The following is a 20,854-nucleotide window of genomic DNA, read 5'->3' on the forward strand; positions in this document are numbered from 1 at the left end:
CACCAGGTGAGCCGTTGGCTTGGTGACGTTCATCAAGGTTCAGCGCTCATCCCGCGTGGCCTTCGTCCACTCGATCAACTGTTTCACCAGGTCAATGACCCGCTTTTGTCGCGCGTCGGGCAGGAAGATCCAGAAGAGCCAGGCCGGAGCGAGGAGCACGACAGCAATGATCAATGGCAGGATGCGCAGGGCCGCGAGGAGGTGCTTGGGACTGACGAGTTCCAGGAACTGCTGCATGAGGGCCTCTCAGGACTTCGCTGCGTTCAGCCCCTTTTGAGCCGCTGGGGTCAGTCACTGCAAAGAATCTTGGTCACAACGTGCTGCCTACAGCAGCAACGTGCTCCCAAGGCCCTGATGGAGATCCACTCGGGCGTGCGTCCCGGGAGCCGCAGATGATCAACAATCAGATCTGCGGCGTGCGTATCTCGAAGATACGAGACATGTCAGAGCCCCCGTCATTCCCGACTGACCTTCAGTCAAGGTGCAGGCAGTATGACTTATTGATCGACCCACTCGCAATAGTGGACGCGTTGTAATCACGCAAGTACATCTCGTTGTTTTTCACTCGAATGAGCGTGAGGGCTGAGGCCCCCTTCACTCAGCGCGATCTGCGCACCGCTGCCGACATCTCGCTGGACGCCTTCCCCGATGGCGAGGACGCCGTCGTCGCACAGGAGTTGGGCGACCCATATGCCCGTTGAGCACGATCAAGGGTGACGTGACACCGGCGTCGTGATCTGGCGCGAGTGGATCGACGCCGACGAGCTGCCCGCCGAGATGGCCATCACCACCATCACCCTCGCGGAACTCTCGGCTCGGGCCCTGGACGAGGTCTTCGTGATCAGGCTCGTGGACGGCAACGGCCTCCGCCTACGAGGGCAATAGCGTCCGTGACGGCAACGCTGACCGGGTCCTTTCGCGGCTCAGCTCCGCTCGTCGGGGAAGATCAAGCGGGGTGAGCCGCTGACCAAGGCCAGCGAGGAGAGTGCCAGGGTCGCGCGGCCGAGCGCCTTGGTGCCGTGCCAGTGGTGTGGGGCGCCGAAGACCACCCAGGTGCCCAGGGCGATGCCCGCGATCATGAGTGCCAGTCCGCTGATACGTCGTAAGCCGTGGCTCATGAGGCCATCCTTTACGATCACCAATCGCTGCTCAACGGTCGGAACCGAACGCAACCGGTGGGCTGGCGGGAAAGCTGTCGGCCCCGGTCGGACGGCGTCTGCGCGACGGTCAGCTCAGGGTCGACAGGAAGCCGCCGCGGGTGGTGTCCGAGGCGAGCAGCGCCGGCCAGTCGAGCGTCTCGGGGAGCCGGTCCAGCGACAGGACGACCGCACCGCCGGCCCGTTCGGCGTCCTCGCACCAGTCGGCCATGTCCCCCGGTGCCGTACCGTCCCCCGTTCCGTCGATCACCGGCGCGGCGAGAGCGGGGACCACGACTCCGTGGTCACCCGGACCGTCCACGACACACAAGGTCAGCCGGGGCAGGATGCCCCAGCCCTCGCACCGGCCCGGCTCCCCTGCCGTCGCGGTCAGGCGCGGCAAGGCGTCGTGGACAGACGCCTGAGCCAGCAGCAGCGCGGGCGTGACACCGCGGACGAACAGCGTGTTCCTGGGATCGAGCAGCACGGGTCCACTTTCGCAGGCCGGGTCCGGGCCGAGGCGCGGGAGGGGTGCGGGAGCGGGCGGAGGCATCGGGCGCGGCAGCGGGCGGTCGTACGGCTGCGAGTGCGCGCGCCGACATCCGGAACGTTTCGCCTGGTCAGCGCCGTCTTCCTGCAATCCCTCACTTCGGTGAAGCGTGCCGCTCTCCCGCAACGGACCGGCCCGGACTCCGGTTGCCCCGGTGTTCCAACAGGCACCCACCGGAAGGGGACCTCCCTTGGCCATGCCGTACTTCAAGCGTCTGGCGCCAGCCCTGGCCGCCGCAGCGTGTGAGTGAGGCATGACCGAGCAGCAGCAGAGGACCGGGCGGAAGCAGGCGGACGAAGTGCGGCGGCGACGGGTCGGAGGTGCCGTATTCGTCGGCGGGGTCGCGCTGACCCTCGGGTTCTTCGTCTTCTTTCCCGGGCTTCCGCACGTCATCTACTGGGGAGCCGTTCTCGTGGCCCTCGCGGTAGGCGCGGTCGCCCGGTGGGGTTGGCTGGTCTGGGGGACCCGGAGGGGAGGGCGGGGAAGGTGAGCGGTGTCGGGGGGTGCCTCGGGTGGGGGTGTGGTGGGGGCGGTCGTTAGAGTCCTTCCCGGGAGGGAGATGACGTGCGACTTCGCTGTGCGGTGCTGGACGACTTCCAAGGGGTGGCCCTCGAATCGGCCGACTGGTCGGTCCTCGGAGACCGGGTGGAGGTGGTCGCGCTGCGCGAGCACCTCGACGGTGAGGAGGCCCTCGCCGCGGCCCTCGCCGAGTTCGACATCATCGTCACCCTGCGCGAGCGCGTTCCCTTCCCCGGGTCCCTGATCGCCCGGCTGCCCCGGCTGAAACTGCTCATCGCCTCCGGGATGCGCAACAGCGTCATCGACTACGCCGCCGCCCAGGCGCACGGCGTCACCGTGTGCGGTACGGCGAGTTCGAGCACCCCGCCGGTCGAGCTGACCTGGGCACTGCTGCTCGGGCTCGCCCGCGGGATCGTCCAGGAGAACAACGCCCTGCGCGCCGCAGGACCCTGGCAGTCGACCGTCGGCGCCGATCTGCACGGCCGCCGGCTGGGACTGCTCGGGCTCGGGAAGATCGGCGCCCGGGTCGCGCAGGTCGGGCTCGCCTTCGGGATGCGGGTCGGCGCGTGGAGCCGGAACCTCACCCGGGAGCGCGCCGAGGAGGTCGGCGTGGAACTGGCCGCCTCCAAGGAGCAACTGCTCGCGGAGAGCGACTTCGTCTCCGTCCACCTGGCCCTCGGCGACCGCACCCGCGGTCTCGTCGGTGCCGCCGAACTCGCCCTGATGAAGCCGACCGCCTATCTGGTCAACACCTCCCGCGCGGCCATCGTCGACCAGGACGCGCTGCTGGCCGCGCTGCACGCGGGCCGGATCGCCGGCGCCGGCATCGACGTCTTCGACACCGAGCCACTGCCCGCCGGCCACCCGATGCGCACCGCGCCTCGCCTCCTCGCCACCCCCCACCTCGGCTACGTCTCCCACGCGAACTACACGACGTACTACGGCCAGGCCGTGGAGAACATCCAGGCCTATCTGGCGGGCTCGCCGGTACGACTGCTGCCCTGACGTCCGGCCGGCGGCCAGGTCGGCAACCGGACCAGCCGGACCTCCCCCGCTCGCCCACACGAAGGCACTTCGGCGCCGGCACCCTCCGTCCCTGGGCCTCTTCCACGCCCCCGGCCGGAAGCCAGGAGGACGGCTCCGTGGACAGCCGGTGGTGCGGCACTCCGGTGAGCGCTGCCGATGAAAGGGTGATCCCTCGCTGATCACCGTGACCCGCTTCGCGTGCCGCCGTTGAACGGGGAGTGCGACGGCTGGTCTGCCGGCGTGCTTCCCCCGAGCTACACCCGAGCTACAAAGGAGAACGTGATGTCTCGCATCGCGAAGGCAACCGCTGTCGCCATCGGCACCGGTGCCGTGATGATGAGCGGGGCCGGGCTGGCCCTGGCCGACGCCGGCGCCGGCGCCGCCGCCATCGGCTCCCCGGGCGTCCTGTCCGGCAACGTCATCCAGGTCCCGATCCACATCCCGATCAACCTCTGCGGCAACACCATCGACGTCATCGGGCTGCTGAACCCGGCGTTCGGCAACGCCTGCGTCAACGACGGCGGCCACGAGAAGTCCGGCAAGCCCGGCAACGCCGGCCCCGGTCACAACGACGACGGTTACGGCCACTGAGCCGACCGCACACCCAGGCACGAGCCCCGGCACTCCGAGCGCCGGGGCTCGTGCCGTTCACGCCGGTCACCCCGATGACGCGGGTCACGCGTAACGGTAGATCCGGCTCATGTCCTCCAGCCGGTCCGGGGTCTCGTCCCACGGCGGCAGCTTCTGGTGCCGGGCCACGACCCGGCCGCGCTGGGCGTCACCGGCCCGGGGCGGCTCGGCCGGCAGATAGCGGTGTCCCCGGTGCGCCCGCTGCCAGCGGTACCACTGCAGGTCGATGAAGGCGTGGTGCAGCCAGAACACCGGGTCGTTGACGGACGCGCCGCCGAGCATCACACCGCCGACCCAGCGGTGCACCCGGTTGTGGTTGCGCCAGGAGGCGCTGCCGCTGCCGCTCCCCCACCCCTCCAGCTTGTTGCGGAAGCCCTTGCGGACGGTCGAGTCCCAGGGCGCCGCGTCGTAGACGGGATCGTCGAGCGCCCACTGCAGCTCGCTCTTGGTGGGCAACTGGATGGGCGCGGCCGCGCGGCCCAGGTCCCGGGTGAGGAACCTGCCGTCGGTGACGCCCTCCTTGATGATCCAGTGGCCCGCCGCGTAGGCGAACGGACCGGTCATCACCTGCCGGTCGGAGCGCCGCCCGTTCCCGCCGAGCAGGTCCGCCGTCCACGGCACGGAGCCCGTCGTACGGTCCCGGGTCCAGTCCCAGTACGGCACCGTCACCGAGGAGTCGACCCGGCGCAGGGCCCGTTCCAGCTCCAGCAGGAACCGGCGGTGCCAGGGCAGGAACGACGGGGCCATATGGGCGCTGCGCAGCCCGTTCTCGCCGTCGGCGGTGTAGTAGTCGATGTGCATCCGCACGAACTCGTCGTACTCGCCGCGCCGCTTCACCGTCAGCAGCGCGTCGACGAGCCGCCGCCGCTCCCCGGCGGTGAGGGCGCGGACGTTCTTACGCACGTACGCCATGCGGTCCCTCCAGGTACGTGAGACCGTCCGGGTAGGCGCCGGACCCGTCGCCGCCGAACCCGTGGCGGCCGGGGCCGCCGTGTCCGTCCGGCCGGCCCGGCATGGGGTCGCGCAGCCGCCGGCCGGGCCCCATCTCGTCCACGGCCGCGCGGGTCGCCTCCAGTGGTGTCCGGTACGACGTGTAGTGGTCGATCATGCTCAGCCAGGTGCCGTCCGCGCGGCGCATCAGGTGCAGCGGGCGGCCGTCGACGGTGATCCGCCACCCGGCGCCGGCCGCCGCCTGGTCCGCCGCGGACACCGGGACACCCCGGATACGGCGGCCCCGGTACGTCTCGTCGAAGGAGCCGTCACCGGCTCCCTCGGACGGGGGCGCGGGCCGGGAGGCGGCGATGACCGGCGTCAGCGCCAGCGCCGCCGCGGAGGCCAGCAGCCCCCGCGCCACCTCCCTGCGGGAGCGTCTGGCCGCCCCCGTTCCGCTCTGCTGCTCGGGACCGACCGCCATGTCGCCGACACCGGTGACCATATCCGCTCCTCGTCCGGGTTCAGATGTACGTACCGGCTAACCGGCCGAGGGCGCGCGGGGTCACCGCCGTAGAGCCATACGGCGGGTACGGGAGGCGGAGCGGGTACGGCGGATGGGCGGTCGGGCCGGACGGACCGGGCGGGACGGACGCCCGGCGGATACGGCGGATACGGCGGATTCCGCGGCTACGGCGGCTACGGCGGCCACTGTGGCTACGGCGGTGCTGCGGGCCGGCGCCGTTAGCGGCCCGGGCCCGTGCCCGTGCCCAGGGTGCCGTCGGCGTCGGTCTGGAGGACCGGGGCGAGGAGGCCGGCCTGGGGCAGCTTGGTGCCGGGGAGGCCGGAGTGGCCGCCGTCGGGCGCGGTCAGCGGGGCGTCCACCGACAGGCCGGGGGCGAGCGCGCGCAGGTCGCCGCCGGGCGCGTCCACGCCGAGGTGGTCGAAGCCGCCGTCGCCGAGGAGGTGCGGGAGCGGGGCCGTAGCGTCCAGGCCGGGCAGGCCGCTGTTCACCGGCACCTGGGGCAGGGTCCGGTCGGGCAGGAGCCGGCCCGTGACGTACCGGGGCCCGTCGGGGGCACCGGGTGTCGGCAGCGGCAGCTCGGCGCCGAGCCTGGGCACCTCCATGCCGAGCGCCGTGGAGACGCCGCCCAGGGGCAGCGTGACGGGGACCGTGCCGGCAGCGGCGGCGGGGCCGGCGGCCCCCACGGTGGCCGCGACGCCCGTCACGACGGCGGCAAGGGTTCCTCGGGTGATCGGCTTCATGTCAGGCACGGTCCTTTTCACAAGTGCGGGAGTTCGACGTCCGTACCGCGTAACGAGCGGAAAACTCTCCCATGTCGCAATTCCCCCGGGTGCCGTAATAGTCGGCTCGGCAGGGGCGGTACCGGCCGGGGCAGCGGGCCGGCCGTGCGGCGGGGTGTCAGGCGCGCAGCCCGCGCGCGGGCAGGTACACGTGCGCGGCGGCGTTCGTGGTATCCGGGGAGCCGGCGAACCGGGCCAGGTCCTGCCCCACGACCGGTCGGCGGGGCGCCATCGACGGGCAGATCCGGGTGGTGAACATGAAGTAGGCGTAACCGAGTTCCTGCACCGCCCGCACCCACTCCGCCGGCGGCGTGACCTGGCTGTTGATCTGCGGCATCTGCAGGACGATCTGGCCGGCGACGACCAGCATGCTGACTTTCAGGCTCGGCCGGGTCGTACCGTCCACGGGCTCGCCGCCCACGGGCAGGCCCATGTCGTGCAGGAGCCGGGCCACGGCGGCGGACGCGGCCTCCGGGCCGTCCGGGCCGTCGCCGAGGGAGCAGGCGAGCAGACAGGGTGTCCGGCCGTCGCCCACCTCGTTCCTGGCCATCCAGGCGAGCAGTGCGAGCGTGCCGATGTCCGCGGCGCGGAAGGGTCGGGTTTCGCTGGGTACTGAGGTCACCGCGCGACCATACCGACGGGCTGTGGTGCGGCCCGGCGGCTTCTCACCCGTCCGGAGCAGCGCCCGGAAGCGCGCCACACGATCGAGGGAAATCGAAGGAAACCGAGGGAAAGCAAGGGAAAGCAAGGGAAATCGAGGAAAGCAGTCGCGGACCTGCCCGCGCCGGTGCCGCGGATGTGCGGCACCGGCGCGGACGGGAAACGGGGCGGGAAGCAGGGCGTCAGTGCCCCAGGGGCAGGCCGCCGAGCAGTCCGCGCTGGTTCAGCGAGGTGGTGGCGCCCTTGACGCCGTTCAGCACGGAGTCCTTGTTCTCGGTGTCGAGGGCGTCCGACTGGTGCCGGACCGGCATCAGGTCCTGGAGGGCGGGCGGGTGGGCGGCGAGGTGGGAGAGGCCGCCGTTGAGGCTCAGGGGCGGCAGGTGCTGGGCGTCGTAGGCGAACGCGGGTGCGGCGACGCCGGCGAGGGCCACGGAACCGGCGACAACGGCGGCAGCCTTGAGGGACTTCATCGTGTTCCTTTCTTCGGCAACTCACGTCACCCAGGGTTTTCTGACGCCCTGCTCAACGATGTCCGGCCCGGCCGGAAACCCCGCCGTGCGCGTGGATTTCCCCCGCCGGTGCCGTGTCGGTGCCGCGGCTGTCCCGGGTCCGTTCCGGGTTCGCCCCTCGTCTGCTCCGGATCCGATCCGGGATCCGTCCCGCGTCAGCCGATCGCCGGCTGGGTTCCTTGCGCGGGGAGGGCGGGCAGCGACGGCAAGGAAGGCAGAGAGGGCAGAGAGGGCAGAGAGGGCAGGGAAGGCAGGGATGCGGCGCCGGGAGTGGGCGTGGCGTCGTCCAGGAGGTCCGTGCCCGTGAGGTCCGTACCCAACAGGTCCGTGCCGAGGTCCTTGTCCAGCAGGTCGTCCAGGCCGGACACCACATCGGTGGCGGGCGACAGGAGATCGCCGAGGCCGTCCGTGACCGCCTTCACCAGGTTGTCGATCGCGGTCCGCAGCGCAGAGAGCACGTCCGTGAGGGGGTCGCCGGCCAGGGACGCACGAAGGTGCCCGTGTCGCGCGGCCATCGGCGCGGTGCGGGCCAGCGGGGCGCCGGAACCCGCGGGAGCGGTGGGGGACGCGGACGTGGCCGGTGCGCTGGGGGACGCGGACGTGGCAGGGCTGGTGGATGCCGCCGGCTTCGCGGGTGCCGTCGGGGACGCGGGCGCGGTGGATGCGGCGGGCTTCGCCGCCGTGGTCGGCGTCGCGGGCTTGGCGGGGGTCACCGGCTGGGTCGCCGTCGCGGGCTTGGCGGGTGACGCGGGCTGGGTCGCCGCGGCCGGCTTCGTCGCCGGCTTGGCCGCCGGCTTGGCCGCCGTCGTCGGCGTGGCGGGCTTCGCGGCCGACGCCGGTGCGGTGGGCGTGCCCGGCTTCGCCGCCGGCGTCGGGGAAGCCGCGGAAGGCGACACCGGGGCCGGTGACGCCGCTGCCGGGGAGGCCGTCGCAGGCTTCGTCGGTGCCGTGAGCGACGCCGGCTCGGCCGGTGTGGCCCGCTTCCGTTCCGCTGCCGCTCCGGCGATCGCCGCCTTCGCCGCCGCGCCGAGCCGCTCGGCCTCGGCGGCGGGGAGCCTGCCCTGCTCCAGCGACCGGGCGAGCAGGTCGACGACCGGGTTCAGCGCGGGGTTCGCGGCGGCCAGGGCTCTGGCCTCGGTGAGCAACCGCTCCTTCGCCGCCGCCGGGACGGACGCCCCGGACGCGGCGCGCCCGTCCGCCCGGGCCGCGTCGGCGGCGAGGGCCGCCGGGCCGGTGACCCCGACCAGGACGGACGCGCAGAGGACGGTGGACGCCAGACGCCGGGCGGGCAGATCACGCATGGGGGTTCCTTTCGGTGAACAGTGGGACCTGAGCCCACCGTCTGTTCACCGATCGCGGGCCGCAACCGCTCGTCCGCCCCGGGTGATCCGTCCGAGGGAGCGCGAAAACCGGCCGTCCGCCCAGCGGTAGGAGCGCGGGGCGGACGGCCGGCCGAAGGGGTGCGTCCCGACGTCAGTCGTTGACGCAGGTGTTGCCGAAGGCCGGGTTCAGCAGGCCGATGATGTCAATGGTGTTGCCGCACAGGTTGATCGGCACGTGAATCGGGACCTGGATGACGTTGCCCGAGATCACGCCCGGCGAGTGGGCGGCGACGGCGCCCGCACCGGCGTCGGCGGAGGCCACACCGGCACCGCCGGCGACGGCCGCCATGGCGGCGGAGGTCAGGACCAGGCCCTTCGCGATACGCGACATGGAGAAATGCTCCTTGGGATCGACACAGACATCCGGGCGGGATACCCGGCGCTGTGTCAACGGGCGGCGCGGCCGGGGAGTTGTGCCGCCAATGGGGTGACGTACGCGGGGACATCCGGGCGATTGCGGCGCACTTGACGGTTGGTCGGCTGGCCGGGTTCGCGCTCCCGGTGCTCCGGCCTCCCCGCGTGCGCCGGTCGCATCGGGCGGCCCGGCCGCTCCCCCGAATGACGTAGCGCGCCCCACGGTCGGCGCACCGGGTGATGTACCGGTCAGGCGGCTGACCGTCTACGCCGACGCGTCCGGTGGTGTCCACGCGCTGGCCCATCCAGGCCCGGCTGCGTGCCCTGGCGGTGACCCGCCGGGCTCCCGGCTCGTTTGGCACGCGGACGCGGCGTGGGTCCGCGCGCTCTTCACCGCCGTGGGCGCCCGGAACCCCGGGCGCGTCCACGACCGCAGTCCCGAGCGCCTGTGAGCGAGGTAACCCGCGCATGCACCAGCCACCTTCCGCCTTCCGGCCCCGGGTCCTGCACCTCGCGCAGCCCGTCGACGGCGGGGTCGCCCGGGTCGTGCTCGACCTGACCCGGGCTCAGCTCGCGGCCGGCCTGCGGGTCACGGTCGGCTGTCCCGGCGGCCCGCTCGCCGCGGGTGCGCGGGAACTGGGCGCCGAGGTGCGGGACTGGACGGCCGGCCGGTCGCCGGGACCCGGCCTGCCGGGCGAGGTGCGGCGGCTCGTACGCCTGCTCGACGAGGTACGGCCCGAACTGGTGCACGCGCACAGCGCCAAGGCCGGCCTGGCCGCGCGGCTCGCCGTCCGCGACCGCGTCCCGACCGTGTTCCAGCCGCACGCCTGGTCCTTCGAAGCGGTCGGCGGACTCCCCGCGGCGCTCGCCCTGCGCTGGGAGCGGTGGGGCGCGCGCTGGGCGCACCGGGTGGTGTGCGTCAGCGAGGCGGAGCGCGCGACTGGTCTGCGCGCCGGGGTACGAGCCGCGTACCGGATCGTCCCGAACGGCATCGACACGACCCGCTTCTCCCCCGCGCCGGCAGTTTCCGAGGTGGCCCCGGTCCTCGCGGCACCTCCCCCGCCCGCTGGTGCCGGGCAGCCCGGTGATCCCGCCCGGACCGGCGACGGCCACCGTGCCGCCGGCGAGGCCGGTCCGGACCGGCAACTCCTCGTCGTCTGCGTGGGCCGCCTGTGCCGGCAGAAGGGTCAGGACGTGCTGCTGTGCGCCTGGGACGCCGTCCTGCGCACGCTCCCGCGGGCGCGCCTGGTGCTGGTCGGCGACGGCCCGGACTACGAGGCGCTACGGCGGCGGGCGCACCCCTCGGTGGAGTTCACCGGCGCGGTCACCGATGTCGTGTCCTGGTACCGGGCCGCCGATCTGGTGGTGCTGCCCTCGCGCTGGGAGGGCATGGCGCTGGCCCCGCTGGAGGCGCTCGGCTGCGGACGGCCCGTCGTCCTCACCGACGTCGACGGCGCGCGGGAGAGCCTGCCGCCGGCGCAGGCCGCGCGCTGCCTGGTGCCGCCGGAGGACCCCGGCGCGCTGGCCCGGGCGATCACCGGGCTGCTGTCCGATCCACCGCTGCGCGCGGCCCTCGGCGACCAGGGCCGCCGGCACGTCGTGTCCCGGCACGACGTACGGCACACCGCCGCCCGGATCACGGCCGTCTACCGCGAACTCCTCACCGCCGCCCCACCGCCCACCCCCTCCGGCACACCGCACATCCACCACCCCTCGGCACCGCCCGGCCACCACCCGGCCCCGCCTCCGCCTCCACCCCCGGTTCCCGCCCCGGACCGGTCCGGCCGGGATGCGGCGGAGAGCGGTGGGGCGGGGCGGCTCGTGCCCGCCGAGCGCAGGGAGCCCAGGCAGTCGTGACCACGGAAACCACCGTCCCCTCCCCCGGCGCGCAGCCGCGGTCCTCCGGACTCCCGCTCGTCTCCGTCGTACCCGCCCGTCCCGCCGGCGGCTTCCCGTTCCCGTCGCGGCGGCCGCCCGCGCGGTCCGCCGCGCCGCTGCCGCTGCTCGCCGCCGACCTGCTCGCCGCGCTGGCGGGCGCGGCAGCGCTGGCGGAGGCCGTCCGCCGGCCGGCGGCGGTCGCCGCACTGGTGGCCGGCGCGCTGCTGCTGCGCCCGCGCTCCGTCCGCCCGGTGCCCGGGCTGCTCGACGAACTGCCCGCGGTGTGCGGGCGGATCGCGGTGACCTGGCTGGGGCTGGCCGCGCTGCTCGCCGCCTACGACCCGGGACGCGCCCTGACCGCCCGGACCCTGCTGCTGGGCTGCGCGCTGCACTCGGTGGCGGCCGGTCTGGCCCGGGGCGTGGTGCACTGGCGGCGCCGGGCCGCGCTGCTGCGGCAGCCGCGTACCGCCCTGGTGATCGGGCCCGCCGCGACCGCGCAGCGGGTGGCCGCCGCGCTGCTGCGGCATCCGCGCTGCGGGGTGCGGCCGGTGGCCGTGGTCGCCGGGCACCCGGAGGGCACCGGCGGACTGCCGGTCCTCGGCACCGGTGACGAGGTGGAGCGGGCGCTCGTCCGCGACGGGATCCGGGTGGTGCTGACCGTCCACCCGGCCGTGCGCACCGAGCGGGCTCCGCTGCTGCGGGCGCTCGCCGAGTCGGGCTGCGCGCTGTGGGAGGTGGACGCGGACTGCCCGGCGTACGAGACGCCCGACCAGCTCGCCGGGTTCGCCGTGCGCCGTCTGGACCCGGGCGGGGAGCGGCGCGGCCGGGCCGGCAAGCGGCTCCTGGACGTGGCGGTGTCCGGGGCGCTGCTGGTAATGGTCAGCCCGCTGCTGCTGGTGTGCGCGACCGTGCTGCGGCTCACCGACGGGCCCGGGGTGGTGTTCCGGCAGGAGCGGATCGGCCGGGACGGCCGCCCCTTCACGATGCTGAAGTTCCGCACCCACCGCCCGGCCGACGAGCACGAGGCGGCCACCCGGTGGAGCGTGGCCGGCGAGCGGCAGATGAGCCCCTTCTGCCGGCTGCTGCGGCAGACCTCGCTGGACGAGCTGCTCCAGCTGTGGAACGTCTTCCGCGGCGATATGAGCCTGGTCGGCCCGCGGCCCGAACGGCCGTACTTCGTCGCCCAGTTCAGCCGCCTCCATCCCGGTTACGCGGCCCGCCACCGCATGCGGACCGGCATCACCGGGCTCGCCCAGGTCCACGGGCTGCGCGGGGACACCTCCATCGAGGACCGGGCCCGCTTCGACAACGCGTACATCGACAACTGGTCGCTGTGGCAGGACGTCTGCATCCTGCTGCGCACCGCCGCCGCGCTCGTGCGCTCCACGGGGAGCTGACCCGATGGCCCTCTGTCCGCCCGCCCCCCGCCCCGCGCGGTTCTCCCCGGTGCTGCCGGTGGTGGCCGTGGTGGCGCTGCTCGCGCTGCCGGTCGCGCCCGGCGACGACGGCGGCGCCGGTCCCGCCGACGCGCTGTCCGCGCTGGTCGTCCTCTGCTGCGCGGTGCGGCTGCTGCGCGCGCGCCGCCGCCCGCTCCGCCCGGCCGCCGCGGTGATCCTGGCGCTGCCGGTGGCCGGTCTGGTGCCGGCCGCGCTGCACGCGGTGCCGCCCGACGCCGGGATCAGCGGCCTGGGCCGTTACCTCCAGATCTTCGTCCTGGTCCCGGCCGCCGTCGCGCTGCTCGTCCGCGGCCGGTCCGACTTCCGGCTGCTGGCCTGGTCGTTCGTGGCGCTCGCGGGCTGGCAGGGCGCGGTCGGCGTGCACCAGTACGTCACCCGGACCGGCGCCTCCTACCAGGGCGAGGACATCCGGGCGGTCGGCACCTTCGGGGTGACGGACGTGATGGGCATGGCGACGGTGGTGTCCTTCGGGCTGGTGTGCGCGGTGGGCCTGGCGCTGGGCCCGTCCGCGGCCCGGGAGCGGGCGGTCGCCGTCGCCTGCGCGCTCGCCCTGGCGGTGCCGCTCGCCCTGTCCTTCAGCCGGGGCGCCTGGATCGCCACCGTGGTCGCCCTCACCGTCCAGCTATTCCTGGCCGGTCCGCGCCGGGCGGTGCGGGTCGCGGTGGCCTCGGTGGCCGCGGGCGTGGTGCTGGTGGGCGGGCTGGGCGTGGGTACGGCGATGCTGCGGGAGCGGATCGACAGCATCACCCGGGTCGCCGACGCACCCGACCAGTCGGTCACCGACCGGTACACGATGTGGGCGGCGGCCACCGGCATGTGGCGGGGCCGGCCGCTGACCGGTGTCGGTCTGAAGGCGTTCCCCGAGTACCGCGACGGGCACGCCTCGCTCGCGCTGTCCTCGGGCAGCGACACCGAGGGCGCGGGCGCCGCGTTCCGCCGGCAGCCGCTGCTGTCCCCGCACAACATGTACCTGCTGGTCCTGAGCGAGCAGGGGCTCGTCGGGCTGCTGTGCCTGGCGGGCGGCTGGCTGGCGCTGCTGGTGTGCGCGCTGCGCGGGCTGCGGCGGGCGCGGGCGGCCGGCGGCCGGCGCCTGGACTGCGCGCTGGTGGCCTGCGGGCTGCTGGTGTGGCAACTCGTGGACTTCGGGTACGCCGACATCGGCGGCCCGTCGACCGTGCTGACGGCGGTGTGCTTCGGCCTGATCGCCTGGTGGGCGCTGCTGGCCGGCGACGGCCTCGGCCCGGACGGGCACCGCCCGGTCCCGGTCCGGCGGGCACCGGCACCGGCACCCGCGCCGGTGCCCGCGCTCGCCCCCGCACCGGGTACGGCGGCCGGGAAGGCGGCCCGCCGATGACGAGCCGTACGACCGGTGAGGCACCGGGCCCCGAACTGCCCGCGCCCATACCGGCCCGCCCGCCCCACCGCACCCCCGAACCGACACCTCCCGCGCCTCCGCACACCCCGACGGCACCCATCGCGCCACCGCACGCCCCGGCGGCACCCACCCCGCCCCCACGCACCCCGGCGGCACCCACCACGCTCCCGCACGCCCCGGCGGCGCCCCCGCGTACCCCCTCACCCGGACCATCAGACCCCCGTACCCCCTCACCCGGCTCGTCCGACCCACGCGCCGCCTCGCCCCGACCACCCGACCCGCACCTCCCCGCGCCCAACCCCTCCGACCCCGCCGCCCCCACCCGTCGTTTCCTCGCCCGGGCCGCTCTGCTCACCGCCTCGCTCTCCGTCGCCGCGGCGCTGCTCGGGCTGGTGCGGGACCAGTCGCTGGCCCGGCTGTTCGGGGCCGGGCGGGACACGGACGCCTTCCTGGTCGCCTGGACCGTGCCGGAGTTCGCGGCCACGCTGCTCATCGAGGACGGGCTGGCCTTCGCGCTGATCCCGGCGTTCAGCGCGGCCCTGGCCCGGCGCGCGCGGGGCGCCGCCGGGGATCCGGTGCGCTCGCTGGTCGCCGGCACCCTGCCCCGGCTGGCGCTGGCGTTCACGGCGGCCGGGGCGCTGCTCGCGGTCGCGGCCCCGTGGTGCGTCGCCGTACTCGCGCCGGGTCTGCGCGATCCGGGCCTCGCCGTGGACTGCACCCGGCTCACCGCGAGCTGTGTGCTGAGCTTCGGGCTGGCCGGGTACTGCAGCGCGGCGCTGCGGGCGCACCGCCGCTTCCTGGCGCCGGCCGCGATCTACATCGTCCACAACGTCTGCATCGTCACGGCGATGTACGCGCTCGGCGGCCGCTGGGGCGTGCGGTCGGCCGCGTTCGGGGTGGCGGCGGGCGGCTGTCTGATGGTGCTGGTCCAGCTCCCGTCGTTCGTGCGCGAGCTGCGCCGGCACCGCGCCGCCGGGCCGGGGCCCGCCGGCACCGCGCGTCCGCTGGACGTGCCGCTGCTGGCCAGCGTGCTGCTGTTCGCGCTGGCCCGGCAGTCCCAGGTGCTCATCGAGCGGTTCCTCGCCTCCGGGCTGCCCGCCGGGGCCATCTCGCACCTGAACTACGCGCAGAAGGTGGCGCAGATCCCGATGACGCTGTCGATGATGCTGTCCACGGTCACCTTCCCGGTGGTGGCGCGGGCGCTGGCCGACGGCGACACGGAGCGGGCCCGGGGCCGGGTGGAGCGGGACCTGGCGCTGGCCGCCCGGCTGGTGCTGCTCGGCACGGCCGCCGTGGTGGCCTGCGCCCCGCAGTTGATCGGGCTGCTGTTCCAGCGGGGCGCGTTCACGGCCGCGGACGCGGCGGCGACCGCCGGGGTGATGCGCGTCTACGCGCTCGGGCTGCTCGGCCAGACCCTGACCGGTGTGCTGGTGCGCTCCTGCTTCTCGGCGGGCCGCGCCACCTGGTACCCGGTGGCCGCGATGGCCGCCGGGGTCGCCGCGACCTGGGGCCTCGGCGCTCCCGCGGCCGCTTCCCGGGGTGCCGCTGGGATCGCCGCCGCGAACGCGGCCGGCATCACGCTCACCGCCGTCCTGCTGCTCGCGGGCACGGCCCGCCGTGGTGTGCCGCTGCGCACCGGGCCGGTGCTGCGCGCACTGGGCCGGCCGCTGTGGGCGGCGGCCGGGGCCGCGGTGGCGGGCTGCGCGGTGGCGGGTCTGCCGGTGTCCGCGCCGGCCGGGCTCGTCGCCGGCGGGGCCACGGTGGCCGTCGTCTTCGTCCTGCTCGGCGGGGTCCCGGGCGTCCGTGACCTGGGGCCCGCGCTCCGTTCCGTCCGCACCCTCACCCGGAGGCTCGCCCATGTCCTCGTCCGTTGAGTCCCCGGCACCCGCCCGGACCTCCGCGCGCGGCCCGGTCCCGTGGATCGCCATGTACCACTCGGTCGGCGACTGCTCCGACGACCCGTACCGGATCACGGTCGGCCCCGGCCGGCTGGAGACGCAACTGCGCTGGCTGCGCCGGCGCGGGCTGCGCGGGGTGTCGGTGGCCGAGCTGCTGGCCGCCCGCGCGCGGGGCGGGGGCCGGGACCTGGTGGGCCTCACCTTCGACGACGGGTACGCCGACTTCCTCGGCAACGCGCTGCCGGTGCTGGCCCGCTGGGAGTGCACGGCCACCCTGTTCGTGCTGCCCGGCCTGCTCGGCGGCGACAACGCCTGGGACCCGCTGGGCCCGCGCAAGCCGCTGCTGACCGCCGAAGGCGTCCGGCGGGCCGCCGCAGCGGGCGTGGAGATCGGCTCGCACGGCCTCACCCATGCCGACCTCACCCGCGCCGACGACGCCCTGCTGGCGGACGAGACCGCCGGGAGCCGGGCCGTCCTGGAGGAGCTGACCGGCGGCCCGGTCACCGGGTTCTGCTACCCCTACGGCACGGTCGACCGCCGTGTCGTGGCGGCGGTGCGCGAGGCCGGGTACGGCTACGCCTGCGCCATCGACCCGGGCCCGCTGAGCGGCCCGTACGCGCTGCCGCGGGTGCACATCGGGCAGCACGACACCGCCGTGCGCCTGTTCCTGAAACGGCGGCTGCACCGGCTGCGGCGGCGGCCCGTGGCGGGGCTGCGGTGAGGGTCCTGCACATCATCACCGGGCTCGGCACGGGCGGTGCCGAGCAGCAGTTGCGGCTGCTGCTGCGCCGGCTGCCGGTCGAGTGCGAGGTGGTGACGCTGACCAACCCGGGGCCGGTGGCCGACGGGCTGGCGGCCGACGGGGTGCGGGTGACCCACCTCGGCATGGCCGGCAACCGCGATGCGGGCGCGCTGCCCCGGCTGGCCCGGATCGTCCGGCGCGGCCGGTACGACCTCGTGCACACGCATCTGTACCGGGCCTGCCTGTACGGCCGGATCGCCGCCCGGCTGGCCGGGGTCCGGGCCGTCGTCGCCACCGAGCACTCGCTCGGGGACACGCAGATGGAGGGCCGGCCGCTGACCGCGTCGGTCCGGGCGCTGTATCTGCTCGGGGAGCGGCTGGGCCGGTCCACCGTCGCGGTCTCCCCGGCCGTCGCCGTCCGGCTGGCCCGCTGGGGCGTGCCCGGGCAGCGCGTCACGGTCGTGCCCAACGGCATCGACGTGGCCCGGTTCGCCTTCGACCCGGCGGCCCGCCGCCGGGTGCGGGCCGGACTCGGGCTGGCCGAGGACGCGTTCGTGATCGGCGGCGTCGGCCGGCTCGTGCCCGGCAAACGCTTCGACGTCCTGGTCGACGCCGTCGCCGCGCTGCCCGCCGGCTGCCGGCTGCTGCTGGTCGGCGGCGGCCCGCAGGAACCGGCCCTGCGGGCCGCCGCGCGCCGGGCGGGCGTCGCGGACCGGGTGGTGTTCGCCGGGGAACGGCCGTACCTGCCCGACGGCTCGTCCGGACCCGACCTGCCCGCGCTGGCCTCGGCGATGGACGTGCTCGCCGCTCCCTCACCCGAGGAGGCGTTCGGGCTCGCGGCCGTGGAGGCGCTCGCGGCCGGGCTGCCGGTGCGCTACACCTCCTGCCCGGCCCTGGAGGACCTGCCGCCCGGAGCCGCCCCGGAGGCGGTGCGCGTCCCGTGCGACGCCGGCGCCTACGCCCGCGCGCTCGCCGGCGTCCGCAGCGCCGGCCCCGGCCCGCGCACCGCCGCCGACGCGGCCCGCCACTACGACATCGACCGCAGCGCCGCCCGGCTCCTGGACGTCTACGCGGCGGCGCTCGCCCACCCGGTCCCCCCGTCCCGATCCCGGCAGAAAGTCAGTCCGTCATGACCGAGAACCACACCCGGCGCCACCGCACCGCCCGCGGCGCCCGTTCCCGCGCGCTGCCGCCCTGGTCGCTGGTGGCGGCCGGCGTCCTCGCGGGCGGCCTGCTGGGCGGCGGGTACGGCGTGCTGCGGCCCGCGCAGTACACGGCGACCAGCTATGTGGTCGCCGTGCCCGGCGAGCGCTCCGATCCGGCCACCGCGCTGGGCTTCGCGCAGGCCTACGGCCGGGTCGCCACGCAGATCGCGGTGCTCGGCGACGCGCAGGCGCGGGCCGGGGTGCCGGTGGCCACGCTGCGGGCCTCGGTGCGCACCGCGACCTCGCCGGACGCGCCCATGGTCGCCGTGTCCGCCACCTCCGAACGCCCGGACCTGGCCGCCGCCATGGCGGACGCGGTCGCCGCGGCCCTCACCCGGCACGCCGACACGGCCCCGACCCGCACACAGGTCGAACTGGTGCGGTTCAGCCGCGCGGTGCGGCCGGACGAGCCGTCCTCGCCGTCCGCCGGCCTGACCGGGCTGGTCGGGGCGAGCGCGGGCGGGCTGCTCGGCGCCCTCGCGCTGCTGGTACGGCCGGGGCGGCGGCCCGCGGAGGCGTTCGCGCGCCCGGCCCCGCTGCCCGGACCGGCCGTCGCCGTCGCCGTGGACGCGCGCGGCCGGCGGTGACCGCCACCGTCACGGCGCGCGCCGCCCTCACCGTCGACCTCGTCACCGACGAGGACGCCTTCGCCGCTCTGGCGCCGGACTGGGGCCGGCTGTTCGGGCGGTGCGCCACCGCGACCCCGTTCCAGAGCCACGCCTGGCTGCACTCGTGGTGGCTGTCGTACGGCCGGCCGGGACGGCTCAGGCTGCTGGTGGTGCACTCCGGCCGCCATCTGGTGGCCGCCGCGCCGCTGACGCTGGTCCGCCGGCCGCTGCCCGCGCTGGTGCCGCTGGGCTGGGGGATCTCCGACTACGCGGACGTCCTGCTGGACGACGGCGACGACGGCCGGGCGGCCGGCGCGCTCACCGGGGCGCTCGCGGACGCGGCCCGCACGGTCCTGGTCGACTTCCGCGAGGTCCGCCCGGGCGCCGCGGTGGAGCGGGTCTACGACCGCTGGCGCGGGCCGCGCCGCACACTGGGCGACTCGCCGTGCCTGGAGCTGCCCGCCGTGCCCATGGCCGAGCTGATCGCCCGGCTGCCGTCGGGCAAGTCCGGCCAGCGGGTGCGGGCCAAACTGCGCAGGCTGTCGGCGCTGGGGGTGCGGCGGCGCACGGTGGGCGCGGCGGAGGTGGACGCGGCGCTCGCCCGGCTGCTGGAGCTGCACCGGTTGCAGTGGCAGGGCCGGCGGGTGACGAGCGAGCATCTGCGGCCCCGGTTCCGGGAGCACCTGCTGCGTGCGGTGGGCCCGATGGTGCGCTCGGGGAACGCGGTGGTCACCGAGTTCCGGATCGGCGACGAGGTGGTGGCCGTCGATCTGACCCTGCTCTCGGGCAGCCTGGCCGGCGGCTATCTCTACGGCGCCCATCCGGGTCTCAGGGAGCGCCGGGCGGACGTGGCGGTGATGCTGCTGGACGCCTGCGCCGAGCACACCGGCGGCGGGCGCGGCACGCTGAGCCTGCTGCGCGGCGAGGAGCCGTACAAGTGGCACTGGCGGCCCGAACGGGTCGTCAACCGACGGCTGCTGCTGGCCCGGCGGCCCACCGCGCCGCTGCTGACGGCCGCGCTCTACGGGGCGGCCGTCCGGCAACGGGGCCGGGAGGCCCACCACCGGTGGCGCGACCGGCGGCTCGGGGGCCGGGGGTAGCGGTGCTCTAGGAGTCCAGCGGCCAGCGGCCGAAGCGGGGGCAGAGCGTGCGGCCGAGCCAGTACGCGGTCCAGTCGCCCAGGTCGAGCGGCGAGCAGACGGCCGACGGCGGGGACTCGGGCGCCGGCGGCAGGGTCGGCGCGGGCGGGACCGGCGCCGGCTGCCCGGTGCGGCCGTACAGGGCGGTCCGGTAGACCTCCGCCGAGCGCGGGTTGGCCGGGCACTGCCACACGCCGTGCGGGCAGTAGTCGGTCAGCGTCTGATACAGCGGCCGCTGTTCGTCGATCCAGGTGAGCATCCCGCGCATGTACTCCGGGTTGTCGCCGTTGCGGAACAGTCCCCATTCCGGGTACGAGACGGGCTTGCCGTGGGCCCGCGCGAAGTCCACGTGCTGCTGGAGGCCGTAGGGCTCCGTCACCTGGTCCTCGAAGGGCAGTCCGGCCGGCTGGTCGTAGGCGTCCATGCCGATGACGTCGACCGTGCCGTCCCCGGGATAGCACGCGGTCCACGGTACGGCGTCCCGGCCGCGGCTCGGGGCGAAGTCGAACCGGAACCGCTGGCCCGGCACCGCGCGCATGGTGGCGACGATCCGGTTCCAGTACGCCTTCCAGGCCGCCGGGTCCGGCCCGCAGCGGTGGGTGTAGGTGATGCCGTTCATCTCCCAGCCGAGCACGAGCACCGTGTCCGGCACGCCCAGCTCCACCAGCCGTTCGGCCAGGATCCTGAAGTGCCCGTCGAACGCCCCGGCCGCGGCCCGCCACAGCAGCCGGCGCACCCGCGCGTCCGGGACGTCCTCCTCGTTGCGTTCCTGCATCGGCACGTTCAGGACCAGCGTCCGGTCCGCCTTCTCGCGCCGCCAGCGCGCCCAGGCGTCCAGGAAACCGGGCGGGCCCTCGATGTCCCGCCAGCGGTCACCGGGCAGATAGGTGTGGGCGACCTTCAGCTCGGTCCCGCCCAGCCAGTTGCTCAGCCCCTCCATACCGGCCACCCCGGCGGCCCCGGAGTCGAGGAACGCCCCGAAGGGCGGAAGAGCCGGCACGGTCGCGGGCGCCGGCGACGGCACCGGGTCCGCCGGGGACGTGGGGACCGGCGGGGGCACGGGACCGGCCGGGGGCACGGTGATCACCGGAGGTACGGGGTCCGCCGGAGGGGCGGGGACCACGGGAGCGGCTGGATCCGCCGGAGGCGCGGGGGCCACGGGAGCGGCCGGGTCCGCCGGAGGGGCGGGGTCTGCCGGGGGCGGCGGAGCCACCGGTGCCGTGACGGCCACCGGAGCCGCCGGACCCGTGGGAGGCGGTGCGGGCGGGTCGGCGGCGGCACCGGGAACCGCCGCCAGGGTGACCGACGCGACGGCCGACACCGCGAGGACCACCGCCCACGCGCACCGGCCCCCGCGCCCCCGCCGTACGGCCCCGCCCGCCGCTCCTCTCTCCATCAGCCACCACCAGCCACTCTGTCCCGGTCATTCGTCCGACACCTGACACTCAGTCATATCGATACGACTTATGCCGGCATGCTGCCGGTGTCGGCTCCCGGAACCCCCCGCACGGGTCAACGCGAGGGAGAGCGAGGGGTCACCCGGGGACGACC

Annotated in this window: 22 protein-coding genes and 1 pseudogene; 12 read left to right on the forward strand and 11 right to left on the reverse strand. The window is 75.3% G+C overall.

What is annotated here, in order from left to right:
• Positions 1-39: 39 nt before the first annotated feature.
• Entirely contained in the window at positions 40-237 is a 198-nt protein-coding gene (locus ACZ4SV_RS23560; protein ID WP_468006260.1) for a hypothetical protein, read from the reverse strand.
• Between the two features lie 332 nt (positions 238-569).
• On the opposite strand from ACZ4SV_RS23560, the gene ACZ4SV_RS23565 reads away from it, so the two are divergent.
• Positions 570-701, forward strand: coding sequence for a hypothetical protein (locus tag ACZ4SV_RS23565; protein WP_468006261.1), 132 nt, complete (start codon positions 570-572; stop codon positions 699-701).
• Positions 702-732: 31 nt separating this feature from the next.
• Positions 733-816 (forward strand): annotated as a pseudogene (locus tag ACZ4SV_RS23570) (VapC toxin family PIN domain ribonuclease); the annotation flags it as partial.
• Between the two features lie 107 nt (positions 817-923).
• Here the strand turns inward: ACZ4SV_RS23570 and ACZ4SV_RS23575 are convergent.
• Together ACZ4SV_RS23575 and ACZ4SV_RS23580 are read right to left on the reverse strand one after the other, a co-directional pair.
• On the reverse strand, positions 924-1,118 hold the full coding sequence (locus tag ACZ4SV_RS23575) for a hypothetical protein (protein ID WP_468006262.1): 195 nt from the start codon (positions 1,116-1,118) through the stop codon (positions 924-926).
• Between the two features lie 109 nt (positions 1,119-1,227).
• The gene (locus tag ACZ4SV_RS23580; protein ID WP_468006263.1) at positions 1,228-1,623 is read right to left on the reverse strand and encodes a hypothetical protein; all 396 of its coding nucleotides are present in this window, start codon (positions 1,621-1,623) and stop codon (positions 1,228-1,230) included.
• A 627-nt stretch (positions 1,624-2,250) separates the two neighbouring features.
• On the opposite strand from ACZ4SV_RS23580, the gene ACZ4SV_RS23585 reads away from it, so the two are divergent.
• Both ACZ4SV_RS23585 and ACZ4SV_RS23590 read left to right on the forward strand, forming a co-directional pair.
• Positions 2,251-3,210: a D-2-hydroxyacid dehydrogenase family protein gene (locus tag ACZ4SV_RS23585; protein ID WP_468006264.1), complete on the forward strand. Its 960-nt coding sequence runs from the start codon at positions 2,251-2,253 to the stop codon at positions 3,208-3,210.
• A gap of 303 nt (positions 3,211-3,513) precedes the next feature.
• Positions 3,514-3,822 carry a chaplin gene (locus ACZ4SV_RS23590; RefSeq protein WP_468006265.1) on the forward strand — a complete coding sequence of 103 codons (309 nt, stop codon included), beginning with the start codon at positions 3,514-3,516 and terminating at the stop codon, positions 3,820-3,822.
• A gap of 84 nt (positions 3,823-3,906) precedes the next feature.
• Here the strand turns inward: ACZ4SV_RS23590 and ACZ4SV_RS23595 are convergent, their stop codons facing one another.
• The 7 genes from ACZ4SV_RS23595 to ACZ4SV_RS23625 form a co-directional block, all read right to left on the reverse strand.
• Complete coding sequence (locus ACZ4SV_RS23595; RefSeq protein WP_365872627.1) at positions 3,907-4,773, reverse strand: tyrosinase family protein; 867 nt, start codon at positions 4,771-4,773, stop codon at positions 3,907-3,909.
• Positions 4,757-5,296, reverse strand: coding sequence for a tyrosinase family oxidase copper chaperone (locus tag ACZ4SV_RS23600; RefSeq protein ID WP_468006266.1), 540 nt, complete (start codon positions 5,294-5,296; stop codon positions 4,757-4,759). Before ACZ4SV_RS23600 ends, ACZ4SV_RS23595 begins: the two co-directional genes overlap by 17 nt.
• A 239-nt stretch (positions 5,297-5,535) precedes the next feature.
• Positions 5,536-6,057: a hypothetical protein gene (locus tag ACZ4SV_RS23605; protein ID WP_468006267.1), complete on the reverse strand. Its 522-nt coding sequence runs from the start codon at positions 6,055-6,057 to the stop codon at positions 5,536-5,538.
• 157 nt (positions 6,058-6,214) lie between these two features.
• Positions 6,215-6,718 (reverse strand): DUF5949 family protein, encoded by a 504-nt coding sequence (locus ACZ4SV_RS23610; RefSeq protein ID WP_468006268.1) that lies wholly within the window; start codon positions 6,716-6,718, stop codon positions 6,215-6,217.
• 220 nt (positions 6,719-6,938) lie between these two features.
• Entirely contained in the window at positions 6,939-7,226 is a 288-nt protein-coding gene (locus ACZ4SV_RS23615) for a hypothetical protein (protein WP_365871429.1), read from the reverse strand.
• 194 nt (positions 7,227-7,420) lie between these two features.
• Entirely contained in the window at positions 7,421-8,566 is a 1,146-nt protein-coding gene (locus tag ACZ4SV_RS23620) for a hypothetical protein (protein ID WP_468006269.1), read from the reverse strand.
• A gap of 172 nt (positions 8,567-8,738) precedes the next feature.
• Entirely contained in the window at positions 8,739-8,978 is a 240-nt protein-coding gene (locus ACZ4SV_RS23625; RefSeq protein WP_397939754.1) for a chaplin, read from the reverse strand.
• A gap of 491 nt (positions 8,979-9,469) precedes the next feature.
• Here ACZ4SV_RS23625 and ACZ4SV_RS23630 point away from each other — a divergent pair, with 491 nt between their 5' ends.
• Genes ACZ4SV_RS23630 through ACZ4SV_RS23665 form a run of 8 tightly spaced genes read left to right on the forward strand, consistent with a single transcriptional unit; the run spans position 9,470 to position 19,264 of the window.
• Complete coding sequence (locus tag ACZ4SV_RS23630) at positions 9,470-10,858, forward strand: glycosyltransferase (RefSeq protein WP_468006270.1); 1,389 nt, start codon at positions 9,470-9,472, stop codon at positions 10,856-10,858.
• Complete coding sequence (locus ACZ4SV_RS23635) at positions 10,855-12,276, forward strand: sugar transferase (RefSeq protein ID WP_468006271.1); 1,422 nt, start codon at positions 10,855-10,857, stop codon at positions 12,274-12,276. Before ACZ4SV_RS23630 ends, ACZ4SV_RS23635 begins: the two co-directional genes overlap by 4 nt.
• Before the next feature lie 4 nt (positions 12,277-12,280).
• Positions 12,281-13,690 (forward strand): O-antigen ligase family protein, encoded by a 1,410-nt coding sequence (locus ACZ4SV_RS23640; protein WP_468006272.1) that lies wholly within the window; start codon positions 12,281-12,283, stop codon positions 13,688-13,690.
• Positions 13,687-15,585, forward strand: a complete 1,899-nt coding sequence (murJ, locus tag ACZ4SV_RS23645; RefSeq protein ID WP_468006273.1) for a murein biosynthesis integral membrane protein MurJ — start codon at positions 13,687-13,689, stop codon at positions 15,583-15,585. Before ACZ4SV_RS23640 ends, murJ begins: the two co-directional genes overlap by 4 nt.
• Entirely contained in the window at positions 15,569-16,330 is a 762-nt protein-coding gene (locus ACZ4SV_RS23650; protein WP_468006274.1) for a polysaccharide deacetylase family protein, read from the forward strand. Before murJ ends, ACZ4SV_RS23650 begins: the two co-directional genes overlap by 17 nt.
• The gene (locus ACZ4SV_RS23655) at positions 16,327-17,484 is read left to right on the forward strand and encodes a glycosyltransferase (protein ID WP_468006275.1); all 1,158 of its coding nucleotides are present in this window, start codon (positions 16,327-16,329) and stop codon (positions 17,482-17,484) included. Before ACZ4SV_RS23650 ends, ACZ4SV_RS23655 begins: the two co-directional genes overlap by 4 nt.
• Entirely contained in the window at positions 17,481-18,143 is a 663-nt protein-coding gene (locus ACZ4SV_RS23660; protein ID WP_365871445.1) for a lipopolysaccharide biosynthesis protein, read from the forward strand. Before ACZ4SV_RS23655 ends, ACZ4SV_RS23660 begins: the two co-directional genes overlap by 4 nt.
• The gene (locus ACZ4SV_RS23665; protein ID WP_468006276.1) at positions 18,140-19,264 is read left to right on the forward strand and encodes a GNAT family N-acetyltransferase; all 1,125 of its coding nucleotides are present in this window, start codon (positions 18,140-18,142) and stop codon (positions 19,262-19,264) included. The genes ACZ4SV_RS23660 and ACZ4SV_RS23665 overlap by 4 nt, the downstream gene beginning before the upstream one ends.
• Positions 19,265-19,271: 7 nt before the next feature.
• Here the strand turns inward: ACZ4SV_RS23665 and ACZ4SV_RS23670 are convergent, their stop codons facing one another.
• A complete protein-coding gene (locus ACZ4SV_RS23670; RefSeq protein WP_468006277.1) occupies positions 19,272-20,699 on the reverse strand; it encodes a glycoside hydrolase family 26 protein in 1,428 nt (475 codons plus the stop codon).
• Positions 20,700-20,854 lie beyond the last annotated feature (155 nt).

The sequence above is a fragment of the Streptomyces sp. NPDC027672 genome (assembly GCF_055566335.1).

Bases quoted from the DNA above. Each gene is read 5' to 3' on its own strand.
- ACZ4SV_RS23560 (WP_468006260.1), bottom strand. From the start codon at position 237: ATGCAGCAGTTCCTGGAACTCGTCAGTCCCAAGCACCTCCTCGCGGCC.
- ACZ4SV_RS23565 (WP_468006261.1), top strand. From the start codon at position 570: ATGAGCGTGAGGGCTGAGGCCCCCTTCACTCAGCGCGATCTGCGCACC.
- ACZ4SV_RS23575 (WP_468006262.1), bottom strand. From the start codon at position 1,118: ATGAGCCACGGCTTACGACGTATCAGCGGACTGGCACTCATGATCGCG.
- ACZ4SV_RS23590 (WP_468006265.1), top strand. From the start codon at position 3,514: ATGTCTCGCATCGCGAAGGCAACCGCTGTCGCCATCGGCACCGGTGCC.
- ACZ4SV_RS23595 (WP_365872627.1), bottom strand. From the start codon at position 4,773: ATGGCGTACGTGCGTAAGAACGTCCGCGCCCTCACCGCCGGGGAGCGG.
- ACZ4SV_RS23600 (WP_468006266.1), bottom strand. From the start codon at position 5,296: ATGGTCACCGGTGTCGGCGACATGGCGGTCGGTCCCGAGCAGCAGAGC.
- ACZ4SV_RS23605 (WP_468006267.1), bottom strand. From the start codon at position 6,057: ATGAAGCCGATCACCCGAGGAACCCTTGCCGCCGTCGTGACGGGCGTC.
- ACZ4SV_RS23615 (WP_365871429.1), bottom strand. From the start codon at position 7,226: ATGAAGTCCCTCAAGGCTGCCGCCGTTGTCGCCGGTTCCGTGGCCCTC.
- ACZ4SV_RS23620 (WP_468006269.1), bottom strand. From the start codon at position 8,566: ATGCGTGATCTGCCCGCCCGGCGTCTGGCGTCCACCGTCCTCTGCGCG.
- ACZ4SV_RS23625 (WP_397939754.1), bottom strand. From the start codon at position 8,978: ATGTCGCGTATCGCGAAGGGCCTGGTCCTGACCTCCGCCGCCATGGCG.
- ACZ4SV_RS23630 (WP_468006270.1), top strand. From the start codon at position 9,470: ATGCACCAGCCACCTTCCGCCTTCCGGCCCCGGGTCCTGCACCTCGCG.
- ACZ4SV_RS23640 (WP_468006272.1), top strand. From the start codon at position 12,281: ATGGCCCTCTGTCCGCCCGCCCCCCGCCCCGCGCGGTTCTCCCCGGTG.
- murJ (WP_468006273.1), top strand. From the start codon at position 13,687: ATGACGAGCCGTACGACCGGTGAGGCACCGGGCCCCGAACTGCCCGCG.
- ACZ4SV_RS23650 (WP_468006274.1), top strand. From the start codon at position 15,569: ATGTCCTCGTCCGTTGAGTCCCCGGCACCCGCCCGGACCTCCGCGCGC.
- ACZ4SV_RS23660 (WP_365871445.1), top strand. From the start codon at position 17,481: ATGACCGAGAACCACACCCGGCGCCACCGCACCGCCCGCGGCGCCCGT.
- ACZ4SV_RS23670 (WP_468006277.1), bottom strand. From the start codon at position 20,699: ATGGAGAGAGGAGCGGCGGGCGGGGCCGTACGGCGGGGGCGCGGGGGC.